Origin of the sequence: Luteitalea pratensis (genome assembly GCF_001618865.1) — a bacterium.
GTDB classification, from domain to species: Bacteria; Acidobacteriota; Vicinamibacteria; order Vicinamibacterales; family Vicinamibacteraceae; genus Luteitalea; species Luteitalea pratensis.
Genome location: NZ_CP015136.1, coordinates 2,804,562 through 2,825,679 on the forward strand (window position 1 = coordinate 2,804,562; position 21,118 = coordinate 2,825,679).

Here is a 21,118-nt window from a genome sequence, read left to right on the forward strand (position 1 = left end):
AAGGAGGCTGTGTGACGACAGAGCGGTGGACGTCTCCCCGGCGCGTCGTGGCTGCTGCACTCGTCATTGGAGGCGTGGTCATCGGCGCGCCGCCCGTGGCACAGGCGCAGAGCGACACGCTGCCCGCGGGCTTCACCCGCCTGTTCAACGGCAAGGACCTCAGTGGCTGGCGTGGACGTCCCGGCAAGGGCGGTGTGTTCAGCCCCTACGTGGAGGCGACGTTCACCGACGCCGAGCGCAAGGCCAAGCAGGCCGAATGGAATGCCGATCGCGACGCGCACTGGTGGGTCGACCCCGTGCGTGGCGAGCTCGTGACCGACGGCAAGGGCGTGCATCTCGCGACCGAAAAGGCGTACGGCAACTTCGAGCTGCTCGCGGAGTGGAAGCTCACCGTCCCCAACGGCATCACCGGCATCTACCTGCGGAGTTATCCGCAGGTGCAGTTGTGGGACCCGGCGAGCGCGACCAATCAGCAGACCGGCGCGTTCCGCGGCTCGGGCGCGCTCTGGAACAACAACGACGACAACCCCGGCAAGTGGCCGCTCGTGAAGGCCGACAAGCCGATCGGCGAGTGGAACCACGTGCGCGTCAGGATGGTCGGCGAGCGTGTGTGGGTGTGGCTCAACGGCCAACAGACGGTGGACGGCCAGAAGCTCGACAACTACTTCGATCGCAGCCAGCCGCTGCTGCCGTCGGGCGCGATCGAGTTGCAGACACACGGTACCGAGGTGCGCTTCCGCAACATCTTCGTGCGCGAGCTCGATCCGTAGCGACGCCATCGAACACCGCTCATCGCGGCCGCGCCTCAGGAGTAGCGAGACCGGCGCGATCTTTGCTTTATCCGCTGGGGGAGTGGCGACACGCTGCGGGTCGCCCCTTGGAGGTCACGATGCCTGCACGATGGACAGCAAAGGACGAGCGGCAGTACGAGCACATCAAGGAGAGCGAGCGAGACATGGGCCGGCCGATGAGGCGGGCCAAGTCGATCGCCGCGGCCACGGTGAACAAGCGTCGCGCTTCGGAGGGCCGCACCGCCCAGCGCAAGAAGTAGGCGGGATGCGCGTACCCCACCTGTGCCGCGGCGTCAACTGCCGTCGCACTAAGGGTCGGCTGCAGGGGAAGTGATCAGCTCGAGTGACATCGACTTGATCAGGGCATGCAGCGGCATGCCCTTGACGATCCCGAGCTGCGCCACCGCCTCCCGTGTGACCTCGGCGAGAAGGCGAACGTTGCCCACGGCGACCTGCACGATGACGTGGTCGACGTCCGCGTCGCTGTGCATGGCAGACACGACGCCGGACAAGACATTGCGCAGGCTCAGGCCCGTGGGCCGCTCGGTGGCCAGGATGATCTCCCGCGCGGGAATGCGCAGGCGCACGCGCATGCCCTCGGTCAGCGCGCGGCTCGGCGCGAGCAGCGTTCCTCCCGCGAAGGCCAGTTCCGCGAGACCACGCGATGCGTCGACGCGAAGCACGACCGCCTCGATCGCGCTGCCGAGGCCAACCGTCTCTCTCAGCCACGTGAGATCGGGGCGGCTCGTGAGTACGTCCATCGGACCGACCGCGACCACTCGACCGGCGTCCAGCAGCAACAGGTGTGTCGCGAGGCGGACCACGTCGTCGAAGTCGTGCGTGACCAGGACCACGGGAATATCGAGCGACCGCCGAATCTGATCGATCTCGTCCTGCAGGTGTCGCCGAACCCTTCGATCGACGGCGGCCAACGGTTCGTCGAGGAGCAGGACGGCCGGATCACGCGCCAGCGCCCGGGCCAGGGCGACGCGTTGACGCTCGCCGCCCGAAAGGTCCGCTGGACGACGGTCCCGATGGGTGGCGAGGTGCACGAGGGCCAGCAGCGCCTCGGCTCGGTCGTGTCGCTCGCCCCGAGGAAGATGGCCCAGCGCCACCAGCACATTGCCCAGGGCGGTGAGATGCGGAAACAGTGCGTAGTCCTGGAAGACAAGTCCGACGGCCCGGCGATGCACGGGCACCGACACCTCCGCAGCGGTGTCCACCCACGTCTCCGTGCCGGCCCGGACGAGCGCCTCCGCTGGCGAATGGAGTCCGGCGATGCTGCGGAGAATCGTCGTCTTGCCACTGCCAGAGGGACCGAAGATCGCCAACACCTGCCCTGGCTCGCACGTGAAGGACACGTCGAGCGGGATGGGCCCAGTCTGGCGCAGGGTCACCGCCAGCGCGCGATCAACCACGACGACTGGCCGAGGATCCAAGCCATGTAGTGACGCTGAGCGTGGCGATGGCGATGGCCAACAGGGTGGCGGCCATCATCCCGGCGGTGCGATCGTCGAAGGCCTGCATGCGGTCGTAGATGGCGATACTCAGCGTCCGCGTCTCCCCGGGAATGTTGCCACCAACCATCAGCACGACGCCGAACTCACCCAGCGTGTGCGCGAACGCCAGGAGGGCAGCGGTCATGATGCCCGGCCAGGCGAGCGGGATTTCAATGCGGAATAAGCGCTGACGCGGCGTCAACCCACAACACGCCGCCGCCTCGCAGACCTCGCGCGGGATCGCTTCGAAGGCGCGCTGAATCGGTTGGACGACGAACGGAATGTTGACGATCACCGACGCCAGTAGCAGACCCGCGAAGGAGAACGCGAGCGTGTGGCCGGCGACCGAGGCAAACGCCGCCCCCAGCGGCGAGCGTGCGCTGAAGGTCACGAGCAGATAGAAACCGAGTACCGTCGGCGGCAGGATGAGCGGCACCGCGACGAGTGCCTCGGCGAACGCCTTGCCACGAAAATTCCGGATCGCCAGCGCGTGCCCGGCCCAGATGCCGAGCGGGAGGAGCACCATCACGGTCCCAATGGCCAGCGACAACGACACGCGCAACGCAACAGCATCCATCATCTACTCGGGCAACGCGAAGCCGTAGCGCGCCAGTGTCGCCTTGGCGGGCGACTGCTGCAGATATCGATAGAACTGCTCGGCAACGGCGTCTGCGCGGTCCGTGAGCACCATACGCTGACGGAGCGGAGCGTGATCGTCTGCAGGAATCAGGAAGTACGTGCCCTTGTTGCGCATCGCCGGCCCGAGCGCGAGCGAGTACGCAATGATGCCGCCGGCTGCGTTGCCCGCCGTCGCGAACTGCGCCGCCTGCGACACATTCTCGCCGAGCACCAACGTCGGCTGCAGGGTGTCCCACAATCCCCGCTTCCGCAGCGCCTGCTCGGCGGCGCGGCCGTACGGGGCGTGATCGGGGTTGGCGATCGCGAACCGGGTCACCTGACCGCCCTGCACCAGTCGGGCGAGGCCGTCGAATCCTTCAGTCGGATCAAGGGGAGAGCCCGGCGGCGCGAACAAGACGATGCGGCCGGTGGCATAGAGCACGCCGGCGTCCCGGGTCCGCCCCGCGCTGGCCAGTTGTTCGACGAACCGTTCATCGGCCGAGAGAAACAAGGCAAAGGGGGCGCCGTCCTGGATCTGGCGGGCGAGTGTCCCCGAAGACCCGAAGACCAGTTCGACACGCTGGCTGGTGTCCTTGGTGAACTGATCAGCCACTTCGGAGAGCGCGAATTGTAGATCCGACGCGGCAGCCACGCGCGACGGTGACGCCTGGGATGAGCACGCCTGGCCGGCAACGAGGGCGAGTCCGAGCACGGCCGCCTGGAGCACAGCACGGCGACGCCTCAGTCCCGTGCCCGGTTCCTCTCGCATTGGCGCGTCATCATGTCAACGACGCCTCGGTCAGCGCAACCGCTTGACCGACCTAATCGGTCGGCTTTACAATCCCCACTGCCTTGAAGCTGAGACTGTGTCTCAGTTGCTGTATTGAGGTGGTCCGTCAGTGCGCGAACACTGACGGACCTGCCGAACAGAAGGGCCTGAGTAGACCGTTTCCTGCCAAGCGATTTGCACGCTGGCGCGTTCGGCACGTCCATTGTGCCGGGTCGACGACCAGCCACGCAATCGGGAGAAGTCGTCATGCGTCGCTGTTTGTCGATCATCATCGGGTGCTGGGCAGTCCTCGTCTCCTCGTCTCCGCTCGCGCTGGCCGCCGGGCGCCTCGAACAACCCGACTCTCGTGGGATGGTCCGGGGGCGAGTCGTCGACTCGACAGGTGCGGCCGTCGTTGGCGCGCAGGTGACCGTCACACCCCAGCCCTCGAGTGGCCCAGCGACGACGGTGACCAATCAACAGGGTGACTACGAGTTGGCCACGACACCCGGCGCCTTCACACTGCGCATCGTGGCAGGCGGCTTCGTCGATGCCGCACGTCGGGTCACGCTGGAGGCCGCCACGACGACGACATCGAATGTCGCCCTGGAAGTGGCCGGGATCCATGAGTCGGTCAGTGTCGGCGCCATTGCGGGCTATTCGGTCCCGGCGGTGTCGTCTGCCACCAGGACCAACACGCCACTCCGTGACGTCCCGCAAGCCGTCAGCGTGGTCTCACGTGCACTCATCGATGACCAGCGGATGTCCAGCATGGCCGACGTGACCCGCTACATGCCGGGCGTGGGCATCGCACAGGGCGAAGGGAACCGTGATACCCCGATCCTCCGCGGGAACAGCACCACCTCGGACTTCTTCGTGGATGGCGTCCGTGATGACGTCCAGTATTTCCGCGATCTCTACAACGTCGAGCGCGTGGAAGCGTTGAAGGGACCCAACGCGATGATCTTCGGTCGCGGCGGCGTCGGCGGTGTGATCAACCGGGTCAGCCGCCAGGCCAACTGGGGGCAGGCGCGTGAAGCTTCCGTGCAGGTCGGATCCTGGGGCAACAGGCGATTCACCGCGGACGTCGGACGGGGCCTGAACGAGACGGTCGCGATTCGCGCCACCGGCGTGTACGAGAACTCGGACTCCTACCGTGACGGCTTCAATCTCGAGCGGTACGGCTTCAATCCGACTGTCGCCGTCCGCCTCGGCCGCGACACGACGTTGACTGGCAGCTACGAGTACTTCCACGACGACCGCGTTGCCGACCGCGGCATCTCGTCATTCGAGGGCCGACCGCTCGACGTGGACCCGAGCACCTTTTTTGGGGACCCAACGCAGAGCCAGGCCGATGCGACGGTCAACGTCGTGTCGGGGCTTCTGGAACACCGGTTCAACCCGCGGATGACACTGCGGAATCGGCTCAGCTACGGCTCCTACGACAAGTTCTACCAGAACGTCTTCCCCGGCGCCGTCAATAGCGCCGGCACGGCGGTCGCGATCTCGGCATACAACAACGCCACCGAGCGGCAGAACGTGTTCAACCAGACGGACCTGGTCTTCTCGACAAGGACCGGCCGGATCGGGCACACGCTCCTGGTCGGGACGGAGTTCGGCCGGCAGGACACCGACAACTTTCGTGAGACTGGCTACTTCACCGGCCTTGGCCCGAACGTCACGACCGTCCTGGCTCCGATCGCTTCGCCGACCATCAACATGCCCGTGGAGTTTCGCCAGGGCGCGACCGACGCCGACAACCAGGGAGTGACGACGATCGCGGCCGCGTATGCGCAGGATCAGGTGGCGCTTTCCAGGCACGTCGAGGCCGTCGTGGGCCTGCGCTACGACCAGTTCGATTCCGACGTGACCAACAACCGCATCGGCGTGACGTTCAAGAGCAGCGACGGCCTGGTCTCTCCTCGACTCGGCCTGATCTACAAGCCGGTTGAGCCGCTGTCCCTCTATGGCAGCTACAGCCTGACTTACCTTCCCCGGGCTGGTGAGCAACTGGCGTCCCTGTCGCTGACCAACCAGGCACTGGACCCGGAGGAATTCCGCAACTACGAAGTCGGGGCGAAGTGGGACGTCCTTCCGACGTTCGGCGTCACGGCAGCGGTGTACCGTCTCGACCGCGGCAACGTCGTGGTGCCTGATCCCGCGGATCCGACGCTGTCGCTCCTGGTCGACGCGCAGCGCACCAGGGGCGTGGAAGTCGGCCTGAACGGCAACATCACGGCTGCGTGGAGCATCGCGGGCGGCTACGCCTACCAGGACGGCGAGATCACGCGCTCGATCTCGGCGACGGCGCAGGCTGGCGCCACCCTGGCCCAGTTGCCTGCGCACTCGGTGTCGCTCTGGAACAAGTACGACTTCACGCCTCGTCTGGCTGCGGCGGTGGGCGTCATCTACCGGGGCGATGTCTACACCTCCACGGACAACCTGGTGGTGCTGCCGAACTGGACGCGCGTCGACGCCGCGGTCTACTACCACCTCACGTCGACGATTCGTGCGCAGATCAACGTCGAGAACCTGCTGGATGCGCAGTACTACCCCACGGCGCACAGCAACACCAACATCACGCCCGGTTCACCGCGTGCCGTGCGACTGGCGCTGACCACCCGCTTCTAGCCTCGAAAGACCGGCACCCGGGCGCCAGCGGCGCTCGGGTGCGACACCCCACCTCTTCAGCACTCGTCTCGGCCGGTTCCGAGGTCGCCCTCAAGGCAGCGTGGCGTTCAGCGCCCGCGCCCACGCGGCCTCGGCGCGATGCCATGCGCCATCGTGACCGTCGCGCATGATCGTGCTGATGTTCCGCCGATACTCCGGGGCCCCAGGTCCCGGCAGGTAAACGTATCCGCCGTCGTCGAGCTCACCCTTCGCGTACAGCACGACGTACGCCTCGTACTTGATCGCGTCCATGCCTTGCACGTCGAAGCTGAGACGGTAGCGGCGATACGACGGATCGGGCGGACCCGTCGGCTCACCGATGAACGCGCCCACGAACACGTTCGCGCGCTCGATGACGGGGCCGGCGGTGATGACGAGTGGCGAGGCGGCCTCCGCACTGGTGACGGTCAACCGCACGGTCTCCTTGACCCCCTGCGCAGCGAGCACCGCGGTGGTCGAAAGGCAGGTGACGAGCGTGACGTATCGGAGCATCGAGTCTCCCCCCTCCTGGAGAAGACGCAAATGGCAGCGCAAGCGTGAACACGGCGCCCGGTGACCAGCTTGCGGATGTACGGAACGGACCGCGCAAGCGTTCTCCCTTGCGCTGGCGTCCGAGTCCCCACTCGGCGCCGTGCGCCCGTAGAGAGGCAACTCGATGGTGGACATTCCCACACGCTCACCGGTATTCCGATTCGACCCCTCGTTGCCCAAGAAGGAGGTCGCGAAGATCAGGGACAACGTGTCGGCCATAGTGCTCGACGGCGAGCGTCTCTGGCTCGGCGGAGATGAAGGTACGGCCATTCACCGCATGACGCGTGAGGTCTCCGGCGATTTCGGGACGCATGTCAGTTTCAACCTCCAGGACACACTCGGACTACCCGGGCCCGCCAAGGAAGAGATCGACATCGAAGGTCTCGACGTCGACGATGGCTACCTCTGGCTGATTGGCTCGCATAGCGCCAAGCGGAAGAAGGCCGAGGACGACAGGAGCATCAGCGAAAACCTCGAGCGCCTCGCGACAGTAGAGGCCGATGGCAATCGCTTCACGCTGGCCCGCGTGCCACTCGACGACGGTGGCGTGCCCGTGAAGTCGCACGGCAGGAGTACGGCGGCTCGTCTCGAGGGCGATGCCAGTGCCAACCTGCTGACGAAGGCGCTTGCGACAGACCTCCACGTTGGGCGCTTCGTGCCCGTCGGGCGGCCCGGGGGAGGCCCCGGTGGTGTGCCGAGCAAGGACAACGGTTTCGACATCGAGGGCCTTGCGATTTCGGGCAATCGCGTGTTCCTCGGGTTGCGAGGTCCGGTGCTTCGAGGGTGGGCGATCGTGGTGGAACTCCGCCTCGAGGAAGGCGCCAATGGCATGTTGACGCTCGGCGGGTTCGGTCAGTCTGGCCGGCAGTACCTGAAGCACTTCCTGCAACTCGACGGCCTCGGAGTACGCGACCTCGTAATTCAGGGCAACGCCATCCTCGTTCTCGCCGGGCCCTCGATGGACCTGGATGGACCCGTCTATGTGTACCGCTGGACCGACGCGTTGCTGCAGGGTGCAGACTCCCTGACATGGAATGACGACCTCCCGAAGGTCGTGCGCGTCCCGTTCGGCGAGACAAAAGACCACGCGGAGGGCCTGAGTCTGGTGCCAGGCACACCACTTTCGCTCCTCGTGTGCTACGACTCGCCGGCGGCATCCCGCATCGTTGGCGACCACGGTGTGCGGGCGGATGTATTTGCCGTCGCGTGATACTTGCCTTCGGGGCAGATGTGCGGTCAGATCCGGCCCGACGTGCCGAACACCTTGTCTTCACGTGCCGCTCCGCTCCCGCCCTGGCTCGCGTCGTCTGCAAGTGAACTCGCGGGGCGCATCCGCTCGGGCGCGTTGACGTCCGAAGCGATGGTGTCGGCGCACCTCGCGCGGATCGCAGAGGTGAATCCCCACCTCAATGCCGTTGTGCAGTTGCGGGCCGATGCGGCCCTCGCCGACGCGCGCGCGGCGGATCGCATGTTGGCCGAGGGAGCCACCGTGGGTCCGCTGCACGGCGTGCCCATCACGGTGAAGGACTCCTTCGACACGGCAAACCTGGTGACAACCGGGGGAACGCTCGGTCGCAAGGCATTCGTCCCGACCGCGGACGCCACCATCGTCGGACGCCTGAAGGCCGCCGGCGCCATCGTGCTCGGCAAGACCAATACACCCGAATTGACGCTGGCGTACGAGGCCGACAACCTGGTCTACGGCAGGACGCGCAACCCGTACGACCTGTCGCGTGGCACGGGCGGCAGCAGCGGTGGGGCAGCGGCGATCGTGGCGGCGTGCGGATCGCCGCTCGACGTCGGCAGCGACACGGCGGGCAGCATCCGATTCCCTGCGCACTGCTGCGGGGTGGCTGGCCTGAAGCCCACCGCGGGCCGGGTGCCGCGGACCGGGCACATCATCGGCCCCGGCGGCTTGCAGCAGTGGCTGACGACGATTGGTCCGATCGCACGACGCGTCGAGGACCTCGAATCGCCCTCGGCATCATCGCGGGGCCCGACGACATCGACCCGCACATCGCACCCGTGCCACTTCGGGCGTCCGCGCTGGTCGAGCTCGACGGACTGCGGGCCGCGTTGTTCGTCGACACCACCCTCGCGCACGCGACGCCTGACGTCCGCGATGCGGTGACCATGGCCGCCCAGGCGCTCGCCACAGCGGGGGTGGACGTCGAGCAGGCCAGCATTCCGGCATTCGAGCGGGCCTTCGAGTTCTTCCCGCAGTTGTTCGGTGCCGACGGTGCGGCAGGCCTCAAGGGTTTCCTGCAATTGCTCGGCACGCGCGACGTGTCGCCACAGGTACAGGGCGCCATCGCCCTGATGCGCCGCTACGCCATGTCCAGCGCGGCGCTCGGCAACCTGGTGCAGGCAATCGACCTGTGGCGCGCAGAGGCACTCGCCTTCATGCGGCGCTACGACCTGATCATCTGTCCCGCTGCGGCAGACGTCGCGCCGTGGCCCGTCGCAGACTGGCTGGACCCGGCCGTCTCGTGGAATGCCGGCATCTTTCCGTACCTGGTGCCGTTCAACTTCATCGGCACGCCCTCGGCCGTGGTCCGTGTCGGTGCGACCGCATCGGGCCTGCCCATCGGCGTGCAGTGCGTCGCGCAGCCGTGGCGCGAGGATGTGGCGCTACGTGCAGCCTCGCACCTCGAGGCCGCGCTTGGCGGCTGGCAGCCACCACCAGCCACGGCCTTCGAGTAGCCTTGGGCGCGAGATCTGTCCGGCGAAGTCGCCGGCCATCGGAGGCGCCCATGCGATCGCTACTGGGAACGGCGCTCATCGTCGCCGCTGCGCTCGTGGCCGTTCACGGCCAGCGCGCGCAATTCGATCTGGTCATCCGCGGCGGCCGCGTTGTCGACGGGACGGGCAATCCGTCGTTCGATGCCGATCTCGGCATCCGGGATGGCCGCATCGTGGTCCTCGGGCGCGCGACCGGATCCGCGTCGCGCACCATCGACGCGACCGGGCTCGCCGTCGCGCCGGGCTTCATCGACATCCACAACCATTCCGATACCACGCTGCTCGACGATCCTGATGGGCAGAGCATGCTGCGCCAGGGCGTGACGTCGATGATCCTCGGCGAGGGGGGATCGGCGGCGCCTTCCAGGCGATGGCCGCGCTTCACGGCGTACTTCGACGAACTGCGGCGTCGCGGCCTCAGCGCGAACATCGGATCGTACGTGGGCTCCAGCCAGGTGTGGACCCAGGTGCACGGCCCCCGGGCCGGCCCACCCGACGGCACGGAACTGGAGGCAATGCGGCGTCTGGTCGGCGAAGCCATGACGGACGGCGCGCTCGGTCTCGCAAGCTCGTTGAGCGGGCCGCCAGGCGTCTGGATCGATACCGACACGCTGGTCGCGCTCGCGGAGGTCGCGGGCCAGCACGGCGGCCGCTACTCGACGCACATGCGCACCGAAGGCACGGGCGTCTTCAAGTCGGTCGAGGAAGCCGTCGAGATCGGGCGGCGCGGACACCTGCCGGTGGACATCATCCATCTCAAGATCGCCGAGCGGACGATGTGGGGACAGATGCCCGATCTCGTGGCGCTGATTGCGGCGGCGCGCGCGCGCGGCCAGGCCGTCGAGGCCAATGTCTATCCGTACCGCGCCGGCCAGAACGATCTGGCGAGCATCGTTCCGCCCTGGGCGCACGAAGACGGCGCCACCGCGCTGGTGGCACGGCTCAAGGATCCGTCGCTCCGCCCGCGGCTGGAAGGCGAGATCCTCGGCAAGGTGCCGCTCGGTGACTGGTACAACCATTACACGGCCACCGGCGGCTGGGACGGCATGCTGCTCGTGACACTCACGAATCCGCGCTATCGGCAGTTCGCGGGGAAGCGGATGAGCGAGGTGATCACGTCCATCGGCAGGCCTCCGCTCGACGTGTTGTTCGAGCTGCTGATCGAAAACGGCGGGTCAGTGCCGACGGTGTTCTTCCATCACAGCGAGGAGGACATGCGGTACGCGCTCGCGCAGCCATTCGTCTCGATTGGGTCGGACGGCAGCGCGGTGAACGCGGACGGCACGGTCGGACCGGCGCACCCGCATCCGCGCTTCTACGGCACGTTTCCGCGGGTGCTCGGCCGCTACGTCCGGGAGGCCAGGCTGCTGAGCCTCGAGGAGGCGGTGCGCAAGATGACCTCGGCCAACGCCGCCAAGGTCCGCCAGTTCGACCGCGGCCTCCTGCGTCCAGGGTTGTGGGCCGACGTCACGATCTTCGACCCGGCGCGGGTACTGGACCTCGCGACGTTCGAGCAGCCGCAACAATACGCCACGGGCATCGAGTACGTCATCGTCAACGGGACGGTCGTGATCGATCGCGGCACCCACACGCATGCGCGGCCGGGGCAGATTCTTCAAGGACCAGGCCGCGCGATCGATGTCGATGCGTCTCGCCAACGGCCCATGGGGCAGCGCTGACGATCTCCGCGAGCCACGCACCGAATCCAGCCTGACTCGAGCGCGGCGTCCGCGGTCGACGGAGGAGTGCACATGAGGAATCCGCGTTTCGATCGTCTCGCCGAGTACGTCGGTACCGTCGCACGATTGGCGCAACGTCCCGTCGGCGCCCGACACGACGCCCGTCGAGGCGCAGGGATGCGGAGGATGGCGGTCCTCTCGCTGGTCTGGCTGCTGTCGGCGGGCGTGAATGCGCGGGGCCAATCGACGTGGTATCTGAGTGAAGGTGCGGAAACGGACTACTTCCGGGAAGCCGTCGTCGTGGCCAATCCGACCGAGTCGACACTCACCGTGACGCTGACTTTGTTGCCGCAGGCCGACGCCATATTCAGGCAGCGCGCGCACACGACAACCATGAAGCCGCGGTCGCGCGTGACGCTCGACGTCCGTGACATCTTCGGGTTGAACGGGAGCGCGTCGATTGAGGTGACGGCGGTCGATGCCAGCGGAGCGCCAGGCCCGATCGTGGTGGACCGGACCACTGTGCTGCCACAGGCGACCGATCCATGGACCGGGCAGGTCCCTTCGATGCACAGTGCCGGCGCCGTCGCGGCCACTGCGTCGAGGTGGTATTTCGCTGAAGGCGCGACGGGAGCCTTCGACACGTTCGTTCTCGCGGCGAATCCGCATCCCACGGAGACCGTCGTTCGCGCCACGTATCTCACCAGTCTTGGCACGACGTACACGTCGATGCAGGTAGCGCCTCCGCATGGGCGGGTCACATTCTGGCCCCGGGCCGAGCATACGGCGCTGGCACAAGCCGAGTTCGCCACGGAAGTCGAGTCGATGACTCCCGGCAACGGCATCGCCGCCGAGCGTGCGCAATACTGGGACAACTTCGGCGGCGCGCATGCCGCGGCGGGCGTATCCCAGTTGTCCGCGTCCTGGTACTTTGGCCAGGTGGAGACGACCGCGCCGAACAGCCCAAGACCCGTCGCATTCGACACGTTCCTCCTGTTGTACAACCCAGGGAACTCGGATGCGGCAGTGACTGTCCACTACATCTCGGCAGCGGGGCAGACGGTGTCAAGAGCACACATCGTCGGCTCACGGCGGCGCGTCACTGTCTGGGTCGATCGGGAAGGTGCCTTCGTGGACACCACGCCCTGGAACCAGTTCGGCATGCTCGTCGAGTCATCCGTCCCGATCGTTGCCGAACGCGCGACGTATTTCGGACCGCCGGTGGCCGGCGCTCCCAGCACGCCCGCATTTCCCTGGCCTGACGGGCACGCGACCGCGGGGCTGCCTTCCATGAGTTCTGTGTGGGCCTTCGCCGAGGGAGAGGAGGGGGTTTACCTGAGCCTGACGGAAGCAATCCCCACGACCGTCCTGGAACACACCTATTTCGGGGTGTTGAACGCGACCCCTTCGACTCTGGCCGTTCGTGTCGACTATCTGCCTGAGCGCTACCCGCTGATCTCGTCCATTCAATGCGTCGGTCCGCGTTCACAGGCCACGATCAATCCGCAGGGCCTCTTTTTCTCGAACGCCTACACGGGCTTCATCCGGTTCGCGGCGGTGCTGCAGAGCGTGACGAGCCCTGAATGCCCCGGAGCGGTCGCCGGCTTGCCGTTCGCCGTGGATCGCGTGACCTTGCGCGGCTACCCGCCGTCGGCAGGTCATGCCGGCACGGGCGTGGCCTTGCCGCCAGCGAGCGGCGTCCCTGTGCCCCGGTAACAGGACGGCTGGCGTTGCAGGTCGGGGCCTCCTGCGTCCCGGGTCGTGTCGCGCGTCGACCCGCGCAGGAGCGCAGGAGCACAGGAGCACAGGAGCACAGGAGCACAGGAACCCAGAAAGACAGGCGTACACGACGTTTGTGATCGTGCAAGACGTCACGTGGCGGCGGTATCATGCGCGTGTCTTCAGACTCGATGCGCGGCTACCGCGCACGCTCAGGAGTGTCGATGAGCACTGGACGCCGCGCGTTCCTCCGGCTGAGTACCCTCGCTGGCGGCAGCATGGCCAGTCTCGGCGCGTCCGCGTCGCGGGCCAGGGCGGGCCTTACCGCGACGCAGACCGCCATGCCAGCCGTCGATTCGGCGCGATTGATCGAGACCGCCGCAACGCCCGTATTGCGACGAGAACTGTTCCAGGGCCCGGTGACCATCGCGTCGGTCGAGTTGCTGAAGGCCGGCGATCAGTACCTGGTGCGCGTACGTTCACAGGATGGCGCGGTTGGCCTTGCCGCCGGACATCCCGACGTCCTCGAGACGACGTGGCCGATCCTGACACGACGCGTTGCGCCGTTCTTCGTCGGCAAGGACGCGCGCGATCTCGACGCCCTCATCGACGGCGTCTATCTCGCCAACTCGAACTACAAGTGGCAGGGCCTGCCGTTCTGGGTGCCTGTCGCGAGTGTCGAATTTGCCATCCTGGACCTGCTCGGACTTGTCGCGCGCAAGCCGCTAGGCGACCTTCTGGGCGGCGTCCTGCGGCGAGACATCTCGGTCTACCGCGCCAGCGGGAACCGCGGCAACTCACCGGAGGCGGAGATCGCGTACCTGCAGCAACTCGTCGCCGAAACCGGCGCGCACGCCATCAAGTTCCGTCTCGGCGCGCGCATGCGCTACGACGACGCCTCGACTCGCCGTGACCTGGCGATGATTCCGTTGACGCGCAAGACCTTCGGCGACGCGATGGCCATCCACGCCGACGCCAACAGCTCGTACGACGTCGCCACCGCCCTGCGCATCGGCAAGATGATGCAGGAGCATGGCTTCGCGTTCCTCGAGGAGCCGGTGCCGTTTGACAGCTACGACGAGACCAGGGCCATCGCCGAGGCCCTGCCCATCCCCGTAGCCGGCGGCGAACAGGAGAGCAGCCTGCGGCGATTCCGTTGGATGGTCGAGCATCGGGGCGTCGACGTCGTCCAGCCCGACCTCTTCTACTTCGGCGGGTTGATCAGGTCGATTCGCGTCGCCCGCATGGCGGCGGTCGCCGGCATGCCGTGCACGCCACACATGTCCGACGGCGGCCTCGGCTACCTCTACGTCGCGCACTACGCCTCGTGCGTGCCCAACGCAGGGCCGTTCCAGGAGTACAAGGGGCGCGACGACTCGTTGCCGGTCGCGTCCGACTCGTCGACGCTGCGCTGCGTCAAGGGCATCCTCACCGTGCCGTCCGGACCGGGCCTGGGCGTGACGATCGATCCGGCGTTCGTGAAGTCGGCGACAGCGGTGACGTGATCGTGGTCTCAGGTCTCAGGTCTCAGGTCTCAGGTCTCAGGCCACACCGGTCGTCGCGATTGTCGGCCCGGCGGCACAGGCGAGCCGGAAGAACCGGGAACTCATCGCCCTGCCAGTTCCCGCCACCCCGCGAGCAGTTCCTCGATGATGGTCGAGGTTTCCTTCCGCAACCGTGTCTCGAGTGTCATCACCGTCGTCGGCGCTGGTCTGCGGGCGGACACGAGCTTGCCCGCTCCCAACTGCACGCCGGAATCGAAGGCGATGTCGCCGAGGTCCCTGGCTGTCCGCAGATCGCTTATGCGAACCTCACGGTAGGAGGGCTCCCAGCTGGACACCCACCAGTCGAGCCAGTGCTCCGCGCGGTCCGGAGCCCCCGGTATCAGTAGCGTGGGGCCAACCGCGAAGATGTCGTGCCTCAAGCGCCCGAGCTGTCGAGCGCCGTCGATGACGCGCACCGCCAGTGGATCGGTCGGACTCTCGAGGCAACTCACACCCTCGAGATTGACGACCTCCTTGGCCTCGAGCAACTCGTCGTCGTCGGGATCGGTTGTTGTGCCCTGCACGCGAATCAGCACTTTCCTGATCGTGGCGCTGCCCACGCCCATGCGCAGCCACCCGGCGCGCCTGACGGCAAGGTATCCAGGCGCAAGATCCGGACGCTCGGCGCGAACCAGTCGATCGAGGGCCTCCATGCCCGCGACGACCGCCTGGGATCTGGCGTCGTCCATCGGGTACATCTGTCTCCCGCCCCACGAGAGATAGGCGGCACGCGTCACGGGCGCCTGTCGTTGCAGCTCACCGACGATGTCGGGGGCGCGAGGCTGATAGTCCGGATTGGTCAAGGCGAGACGGTATCCCTCGAAGAAGCGGTCCCAGAGCGCATCGCGGTGCCGCGTCCAGCCACGCTGGCGGGCTGCGAGATCGAGTGAGCCCAGGAACCGGACGACATCGATGAACGCGGGACCTCGGGTGGAATCGTCGAAGTCGTCGAGTCCCCACGCATCCTTCGTCAGCGCGAATTGCTCCACGTGGGCGTCGCCGTGAAGGTGGACGATCGTCGGGCTGGTGACGCCGGCAAATGCGTCGCAGACGCGCTCGGTCCAGGCGCGATTGATGAACCGGAAATACGTGAATGGGTCGGCCCGCAGCATGGCGAGCAACCTGGGCGACACATTGGCTAGCACTGCCGGATTCGGCCGGAGCTGACGTTGCGCCGACGACGGCGAAGGGAGCACGGAGTAGATTGCCGCGAGCACAAGGCCAGCGAACCGGAAGTCCCGTCGAACCCGATGCATACGGTAGCTCCCGCGTACGTAGTTGTCACGTCGCTCGGGCCGAGCCCGGAGATGCCGCTCCCTCCAGGAATGGCTTGGGCAGGCTGACAGGGTAACCGCGATTGTCGCGCCGTGTGCGCGGCGGCCGCGTCACAGGGCGCGCTGCCGGTTAGCGTCGCAGGACATCGGCGACGAGATCCCCCAGTTGCGCGGCCCATCACGGCCTCGATGGCGTCATACGAGACGAGCCTCTCGGCCTCCGACCCGCGGGTCCTCATCGGCCTGGGTGACCACCGAGGGCCGGTGACGGCCGTGATCACATGGCCGGACGGCAGACAGCAGCGGGTCACGCTCGCGCCAGGGCGTTACGTGCGGGTGGAAAAGCCCTGAATTGGTGCTGTCCCCGTGGAGTGCTCCCGAATCGAGGCGCTCGTGGGGGGGCGCGAGGGAGCGGGCACAGGTCAGGCTGCGGCCTTGCCAAAATTTGGCAAGACGATTTACGCTCACGTGATGAGCACGATGAACATCTCGCTGCCCGAGGGCCTCAAGGACTTCGTGGATCAGCAGGTGGCCGAGCGCGGGTACGCAACGAGCAGCGAATACGTGCGCGAACTCATTCGCAGGGACCAGGACCGACTCCACCTCCGTGGTCTGCTGGTCGCTGGCGCGGTGTCGCGGCCCACACGTCCGGTTGACGCCGCTTACTTCGAACGGCTGCGCGCGAGGGTGCGCAAGGGCGCTATTGCTCGCCGGTGAGTGCCAAGCCACTGGTCCTGCGCGCGTTGGCGATCCGCGACGTCGACGAGGCGGTGGCCTGCTACGTTGGTGCAGGCGGTGAGAGTGCCGCACTCGGGTTCATCGATGCACTCGAGATGGCGCTCTCCCGCATCAGCCGCCATCCCGGCAGCGGGTCGCCTCGCCACGCTCATGAGCTGAACCTGCCGGGGTTGCGTTGCGCCACGGTCCGTCGCCATCCGCACCTGGTCTTCTACGTCGAGGTCGAGGCTCACGTCGATGTGTGGCGCGTTCTTCACGGTGAGCGCGACATCCCGGCATGGCTGATGTCGCCTGACACCGCCTGAGCCTCGGCCGCTGGCGACCTCTCAGGCGACCCAGGCCCGCCGTCCACGAACGCCGTATCACGCCGCCTCCTCGTTGAAGACGAGGTAGCCGGCCGCGCGGATTGTCCGCTAGCCACTCCGTCGACGTTCTTCTCACTGGCGAGGAGACTTCATGGCGCTCTATGCATTCGACGGCACCGGCAACCAGGACGAAGACGACAACGCGCGGGATTCCAACGTCGTCCGCTTTTTCGAGGCATATGTGGACCCGGGCAAGAACGATGATCCTGACAAGGACGTCGGCAGCCTGTACGTCAAGGGTATCGGTCGGATGGCGCAGACGCTGCTTGGGATGGGCATTGCCGAAGCCTTCGGCATCGGCGGCCACCGCCGCGTCGAACAGGCGATGTCGCGGCTCAAGCGCAATCTGCGTCATGGCGACTCGATCGTGGACGTCGTCGGCTTCAGTCGCGGCGCTGCGCTGGCGCTGTCGTTCGTCAATGAAATCGCGGACGAAATGCCACAGCAGAAGGTCCGATTCCTGGGGCTGTTCGACGTCGTCGGCCAGTTCGGCCTGCCCGGTCCCAATGTCAACGCCGGGCACCGGCTCACGCTCCCCGGAAACGTCGAAGCGTGCCGGCACGCGATGGCCATTCATGAGAGCCGTGCGTCGTTCCCGCTGACTCGGCTCAGCGACAAGCACGGCACAGCGGCGAAGTCCCTTGTCGAACTGTGGTTCACGGGAGTCCACTCGGACGTGGGTGGGGGCAACCGGAACCGCGGCCTCAACTCGGTGGCCCTGCACTGGATGTTCATGAACGCCCGCCGCGCCGGGCTGCCGATCGCACAGGACGCCATCGAACGTAACCTTGCCGACCGGACGCTGCCGCAGAAGATCAGCGTTCACAAGGTGGACCTCGAGGTGCATCGATCGTGCTTCGCCAGCGACTGCCTGCACGCGAGCGTCACACTTGTCGCCGGTGGGCAGGGGCCGTTCCGGACGATGCCCGCGTCGCCGCTGAGGCACATGGACGACGAGGGCGCTCTTGCCTGATCGCCGCCGACACGAGTTCGTACTTCATCCTTCCTGACGTCGCGGTGCCACCAGCGCCGCGGCGTCTTGCAGGTCATGTCGCCATGCTACGATCCGCGGCAGTCCCTGCAGAAGGAGTTACTCGATGTCGACTCGCACGGCCGTCTGTGCTCTCGTCGGTTTCCTGATCCTTCCTCTCGCTCTCCCGCTTCGGGCTGGCGCGCAACAGATCACGACCGGCGTGATTCAGGGGTCGGTGTCCGACTCCACTGGTGCGAACCTTCCGGGCGTCTCCGTCGAGGCACGTAATCTCGACACGAACCAGGGCCGCACTCAGGTGACCGCGAGCGACGGCCGCTTCGTGTTCCTGCAGATGCCGCCGGGAAGCTACCGCGTCTCCTTCACGCTCGCCGGATTCGCGACGACGGTGCAGGAGAACGTGCTGTTGACGGTCGGCCAATCGATCAACCTGCCGGTGGCGATGAAAGTATCCGGGGTGTCCGAGACCGTGACGGTCACGACCGGGACGCCGTCGATCGACACCGAGCGCACCGCCGCCGCGACGACGATCAACCAGGCGACGATCGACACGATCCCGATCCTTGGACGCAAGTTCGAGGACCTGCTGACGCTCACCCCCGGGGTCAGCGTCGTCCAGGGCCCCGACGGCGACGAGATCTCGTTTGCCGGCCAGCGCGGCGTCTTCAACAACATCAGTCTCGACGGCGGCGACTACAACAACGGGTTCTTCGGCGAGCAGGCCGGGGGACAACGCGCGTCCGTTGACATCACGCTCGATGCGATCAAGGAATTCCAGGTCATCGCCAGCGGCGCGCCTGCCGAATACGGCCGCACGGCCGGTGGTGTCGTCAACGTCATCACCAAGTCGGGCACGAACTCGGCGCGGGGAAGCGCCTTCTACTTCCAGCGCCTGGAGGGACTGACCGGCGACCTCTCTGACGGGTCGAAGCTCGAAGACTTCCACCGCGAGCAGTATGGCGGCACGATTGGCGGGCCGATCAAGAAGGACAAGGCGTTCTACTTTCTTGCCCTGGAAGGGATCAACGGCAACTTCCAGCGCCCGAACCTGAGCACCCAGTTCGGCGACGTTCCCTGCCCGGTGCCCAATCCGACGATTGCGGCCAACGAAGCCCTCATCAACTCGAATCCCGACTGCCAGCGGACCGCGCTGCTCGGCTTCCTCCAGTCGCGCGTGGGCATCAACGACGGGTTGCCGATCCGGCACCCGCAGAGCACGTTCGCGTTGCTCGGCAAGGCCGACGCGGCCATGAATCCGAACAACCACCTCTCCGGCTCCTGGAACTTCAACCACTCACGCAAGGAGAACGAGACGTTCGACGTCGCGACGTACGGCAACTCGGCCAACGGCATCGAAGGCGATCCCGCGCACATCAATGCCCTGAACCTCAACTGGTTCACGACGGTGATGACGCGGATGGTCAACGAGGCGCATTTCACGTATTCGCGCGAAACGCGGCCGCGCACCGCAGCCGGTTCCGGCCTCACCGCCGACACCGGCATGGGGTTCGGTCCGACCTTCCGGTTCGGCGATCCGTTCTTCCTGCAGCCCGGCGTCGACGAACTGATCTGGCGCACACAGATCAAGGACAACGTGTCGATCGTGAGCGGCTACCATACGTTCAAACTCGGTGGCGAGTGGATGCACACGCTGAACGACCAGGTGTTTCGCGGGTTCTTCACGGGTCGCTACATCTTCAGCAGCGTCCCTGGCTTCCTGCGGTACGCATCACCGGCAGCGGCCGGCGGGTACGGACCCAACACGGTGGGCTGCTCCAACGGCGCGTTTGTGACCTACCCGGCGGCGTGCCCGGCAGGATCGACAACAGACGGCGGGCCCCTGCTCTTGTACCTGCAGGGTGCGGGCCGGACAGGGCTCGCAACCGATGCCGCCGGCGCATCGACGATCACCAACAATGAACTCTCCCTGTTCGCGCAGGACTCGTGGCAGATCCGCCCGGACGTCACCCTCAACTACGGGTTGCGGTGGGACGCCCAGACCATGCCGGAGACCGTGGACCCCACCACGACCGCGTTCGCCTCCGTCTTGAACGACCCGACGTTCCCCTCCGATGGCACCATCCCGAGTCAGTGGAACATGTGGCAGCCGCGAGTGGGCGTGGCCTGGGACGTCAGGGGCACCGGCAAGTCGCTCGTGCGAGCGAGTTGGGGCGTGTATTACGCCAGGCAGAACATGTTGAGCCAGGTTGGATCGGTGACGACCAACGGTTTGCAGCAGCAGACGATCTTTGCCAACACGGCCAACCTTCTCGCCTTGGGGGCGCCGACGCCGACCTGGCCGAATGTCGTCACGCCGACGCCGCTACCGGACGGGCAGTTCCCATTCTTCAGCGGCGTCCGCGTCTTCGATCGCGACTACAAGAACCCGCACATCTTCGCGTTCAACGTCGCCTACGAGCAGGAGCTCGCGCCGAACTGGGTCGGGTATGCCGACTTCATCTGGAACGAGGCCCATGACCTGACGCGGTTCCTCAACTTCAACAAGAGCGACCCGGTGTGCTGCGATCAGGGGCCGGGGACGGGCAACGTCTACGTCTACAACGGGCACCCGTGGCAGCCGCAGCTCGACGAGGTCATGGTGACCAACAGCCTCGGTGAATCGCGCTACCGCGGCCTGACGCTTGGCGTCCGCAAGCGCCTGTCTGGCGGCATCCAGCTCGAAGGCAATTACGTGCTCGCCAAGGACGAGGACAACGACTCGAACGAGCGCGACCCGTTCACCGACCGCAGCTTCAACTTCTTCGACCTGTCGAAGGACTGGGGCCCTGCCGACCGCGACATCCGCCACAAGTTCAACTTCTTTGGCTACTTCGTCATCCCGCACGGGCTCTGGGCGAACACGCGGGTGCAGTATCGCAGCGCGCAGCCGATCACCGCGAGCCCGAGAGTCGTCAACGGCAACGATAGCGGCCGGAACAGCCTGCGGAAGGACAACGAGTATTTCACATTCGACTGGCGCCTCGGCCGGCCGTTCCGCTTCGGTACGCACTTCGAGCTGACGCCGATCATCGAGATGTTCAACACGTTCAACAACGCCAACAACATCAATCCGCTGAGTACGCCGGCGCTCTTCAACTTCGACGGCTATCTCCGCACGGGTGTTGGCGATCCGCGTCAGATGCAACTGGCAGTCAAGCTCACGTTCTGACGGGGAAGATCCTTCGCGA

General features: G+C 66.4%; 17 protein-coding genes and 1 pseudogene. 13 read left to right on the forward strand and 5 right to left on the reverse strand.

Going from position 1 to position 21,118, the window contains the following annotated elements:
* Positions 1-11 precede the first annotated feature (11 nt).
* Both LuPra_RS11515 and LuPra_RS31800 read left to right on the forward strand, forming a co-directional pair.
* A complete protein-coding gene (locus LuPra_RS11515; protein WP_157899026.1) occupies positions 12-770 on the forward strand; it encodes a 3-keto-disaccharide hydrolase in 759 nt (252 codons plus the stop codon).
* A 119-nt stretch (positions 771-889) separates the two neighbouring features.
* On the forward strand, positions 890-1,051 hold the full coding sequence (locus LuPra_RS31800) for a hypothetical protein (RefSeq protein ID WP_157899027.1): 162 nt from the start codon (positions 890-892) through the stop codon (positions 1,049-1,051).
* 48 nt (positions 1,052-1,099) lie between these two features.
* Here LuPra_RS31800 and modC read toward each other — a convergent pair whose 3' ends face one another.
* The 3 genes from modC to modA are packed head-to-tail and all read right to left on the reverse strand — an operon-like array spanning position 1,100 to position 3,677.
* Positions 1,100-2,209, reverse strand: coding sequence for a molybdenum ABC transporter ATP-binding protein (modC, locus tag LuPra_RS11520; RefSeq protein WP_157899028.1), 1,110 nt, complete (start codon positions 2,207-2,209; stop codon positions 1,100-1,102).
* Complete coding sequence (gene modB / locus LuPra_RS11525; protein ID WP_110174649.1) at positions 2,202-2,867, reverse strand: molybdate ABC transporter permease subunit; 666 nt, start codon at positions 2,865-2,867, stop codon at positions 2,202-2,204. Before modB ends, modC begins: the two co-directional genes overlap by 8 nt.
* 3 nt (positions 2,868-2,870) lie before the next feature.
* Positions 2,871-3,677: a molybdate ABC transporter substrate-binding protein gene (gene modA / locus LuPra_RS11530; RefSeq protein WP_110170877.1), complete on the reverse strand. Its 807-nt coding sequence runs from the start codon at positions 3,675-3,677 to the stop codon at positions 2,871-2,873.
* A 267-nt stretch (positions 3,678-3,944) separates the two neighbouring features.
* Here modA and LuPra_RS11535 point away from each other — a divergent pair, with 267 nt between their 5' ends.
* Positions 3,945-6,308: a TonB-dependent siderophore receptor gene (locus tag LuPra_RS11535; RefSeq protein ID WP_234800842.1), complete on the forward strand. Its 2,364-nt coding sequence runs from the start codon at positions 3,945-3,947 to the stop codon at positions 6,306-6,308.
* 90 nt (positions 6,309-6,398) lie between these two features.
* On the opposite strand, the gene LuPra_RS11540 is transcribed toward LuPra_RS11535, so the two are convergent.
* Positions 6,399-6,839 (reverse strand): hypothetical protein, encoded by a 441-nt coding sequence (locus LuPra_RS11540; RefSeq protein WP_110170878.1) that lies wholly within the window; start codon positions 6,837-6,839, stop codon positions 6,399-6,401.
* A gap of 163 nt (positions 6,840-7,002) precedes the next feature.
* Between LuPra_RS11540 and LuPra_RS11545 the strand changes: the two genes are divergently transcribed.
* The 5 genes and pseudogenes from LuPra_RS11545 to LuPra_RS11570 all read left to right on the forward strand — a co-directional run bounded on the left by LuPra_RS11545 (position 7,003) and on the right by LuPra_RS11570 (position 14,523).
* Complete coding sequence (locus LuPra_RS11545) at positions 7,003-8,088, forward strand: DUF3616 domain-containing protein (RefSeq protein ID WP_234800843.1); 1,086 nt, start codon at positions 7,003-7,005, stop codon at positions 8,086-8,088.
* 150 nt (positions 8,089-8,238) lie between these two features.
* A pseudogene (locus LuPra_RS33140) lies at positions 8,239-9,581 on the forward strand (amidase).
* 50 nt (positions 9,582-9,631) lie between these two features.
* Positions 9,632-11,299 (forward strand): N-acyl-D-amino-acid deacylase family protein, encoded by a 1,668-nt coding sequence (locus LuPra_RS11560; RefSeq protein WP_110170881.1) that lies wholly within the window; start codon positions 9,632-9,634, stop codon positions 11,297-11,299.
* Between the two features lie 72 nt (positions 11,300-11,371).
* A complete protein-coding gene (locus LuPra_RS11565; protein ID WP_110170882.1) occupies positions 11,372-13,015 on the forward strand; it encodes a hypothetical protein in 1,644 nt (547 codons plus the stop codon).
* 227 nt (positions 13,016-13,242) lie between these two features.
* Positions 13,243-14,523 (forward strand): mandelate racemase/muconate lactonizing enzyme family protein, encoded by a 1,281-nt coding sequence (locus tag LuPra_RS11570; RefSeq protein WP_162271362.1) that lies wholly within the window; start codon positions 13,243-13,245, stop codon positions 14,521-14,523.
* A 101-nt stretch (positions 14,524-14,624) separates the two neighbouring features.
* Here the strand turns inward: LuPra_RS11570 and LuPra_RS11575 are convergent, their stop codons facing one another.
* Positions 14,625-15,674, reverse strand: coding sequence for a DUF2252 family protein (locus LuPra_RS11575; RefSeq protein WP_157899031.1), 1,050 nt, complete (start codon positions 15,672-15,674; stop codon positions 14,625-14,627).
* Positions 15,675-16,025: 351 nt separating this feature from the next.
* On the opposite strand from LuPra_RS11575, the gene LuPra_RS34415 reads away from it, so the two are divergent.
* The 5 genes from LuPra_RS34415 (at position 16,026) to LuPra_RS11600 (ending at position 21,099) form a co-directional block, all read left to right on the forward strand.
* Positions 16,026-16,187 (forward strand): ASPIC/UnbV domain-containing protein, encoded by a 162-nt coding sequence (locus tag LuPra_RS34415; RefSeq protein ID WP_110170885.1) that lies wholly within the window; start codon positions 16,026-16,028, stop codon positions 16,185-16,187.
* 120 nt (positions 16,188-16,307) lie between these two features.
* Positions 16,308-16,553, forward strand: a complete 246-nt coding sequence (locus LuPra_RS11585; RefSeq protein ID WP_110170886.1) for a ribbon-helix-helix domain-containing protein — start codon at positions 16,308-16,310, stop codon at positions 16,551-16,553.
* Positions 16,550-16,879 (forward strand): type II toxin-antitoxin system RelE/ParE family toxin, encoded by a 330-nt coding sequence (locus tag LuPra_RS11590; RefSeq protein ID WP_110170887.1) that lies wholly within the window; start codon positions 16,550-16,552, stop codon positions 16,877-16,879. The genes LuPra_RS11585 and LuPra_RS11590 overlap by 4 nt, the downstream gene beginning before the upstream one ends.
* 151 nt (positions 16,880-17,030) lie before the next feature.
* Positions 17,031-17,912, forward strand: a complete 882-nt coding sequence (locus LuPra_RS11595) for a phospholipase effector Tle1 domain-containing protein (protein ID WP_110170888.1) — start codon at positions 17,031-17,033, stop codon at positions 17,910-17,912.
* Between the two features lie 124 nt (positions 17,913-18,036).
* Positions 18,037-21,099 carry a TonB-dependent receptor gene (locus tag LuPra_RS11600; RefSeq protein WP_110170889.1) on the forward strand — a complete coding sequence of 1,021 codons (3,063 nt, stop codon included), beginning with the start codon at positions 18,037-18,039 and terminating at the stop codon, positions 21,097-21,099.
* The last annotated feature ends 19 nt before the right edge of the window (positions 21,100-21,118 follow it).

What these genes read in the sequence shown, in the direction of transcription:
- LuPra_RS31800 (WP_157899027.1), top strand. Translation starts at nt 890, where the DNA reads ATGCCTGCACGATGGACAGCAAAGGACGAGCGGCAGTACGAGCACATC.
- modB (WP_110174649.1), bottom strand. Translation starts at nt 2,867, where the DNA reads ATGGATGCTGTTGCGTTGCGCGTGTCGTTGTCGCTGGCCATTGGGACC.
- modA (WP_110170877.1), bottom strand. Translation starts at nt 3,677, where the DNA reads ATGCGAGAGGAACCGGGCACGGGACTGAGGCGTCGCCGTGCTGTGCTC.
- LuPra_RS11535 (WP_234800842.1), top strand. Translation starts at nt 3,945, where the DNA reads ATGCGTCGCTGTTTGTCGATCATCATCGGGTGCTGGGCAGTCCTCGTC.
- LuPra_RS11540 (WP_110170878.1), bottom strand. Translation starts at nt 6,839, where the DNA reads ATGCTCCGATACGTCACGCTCGTCACCTGCCTTTCGACCACCGCGGTG.
- LuPra_RS11545 (WP_234800843.1), top strand. Translation starts at nt 7,003, where the DNA reads ATGGTGGACATTCCCACACGCTCACCGGTATTCCGATTCGACCCCTCG.
- LuPra_RS11560 (WP_110170881.1), top strand. Translation starts at nt 9,632, where the DNA reads ATGCGATCGCTACTGGGAACGGCGCTCATCGTCGCCGCTGCGCTCGTG.
- LuPra_RS11565 (WP_110170882.1), top strand. Translation starts at nt 11,372, where the DNA reads ATGAGGAATCCGCGTTTCGATCGTCTCGCCGAGTACGTCGGTACCGTC.
- LuPra_RS11570 (WP_162271362.1), top strand. Translation starts at nt 13,243, where the DNA reads ATGAGCACTGGACGCCGCGCGTTCCTCCGGCTGAGTACCCTCGCTGGC.
- LuPra_RS11575 (WP_157899031.1), bottom strand. Translation starts at nt 15,674, where the DNA reads ATGCTGCGGGCCGACCCATTCACGTATTTCCGGTTCATCAATCGCGCC.
- LuPra_RS34415 (WP_110170885.1), top strand. Translation starts at nt 16,026, where the DNA reads ATGGCGTCATACGAGACGAGCCTCTCGGCCTCCGACCCGCGGGTCCTC.
- LuPra_RS11585 (WP_110170886.1), top strand. Translation starts at nt 16,308, where the DNA reads ATGAGCACGATGAACATCTCGCTGCCCGAGGGCCTCAAGGACTTCGTG.
- LuPra_RS11595 (WP_110170888.1), top strand. Translation starts at nt 17,031, where the DNA reads ATGGCGCTCTATGCATTCGACGGCACCGGCAACCAGGACGAAGACGAC.
- LuPra_RS11600 (WP_110170889.1), top strand. Translation starts at nt 18,037, where the DNA reads ATGTCGACTCGCACGGCCGTCTGTGCTCTCGTCGGTTTCCTGATCCTT.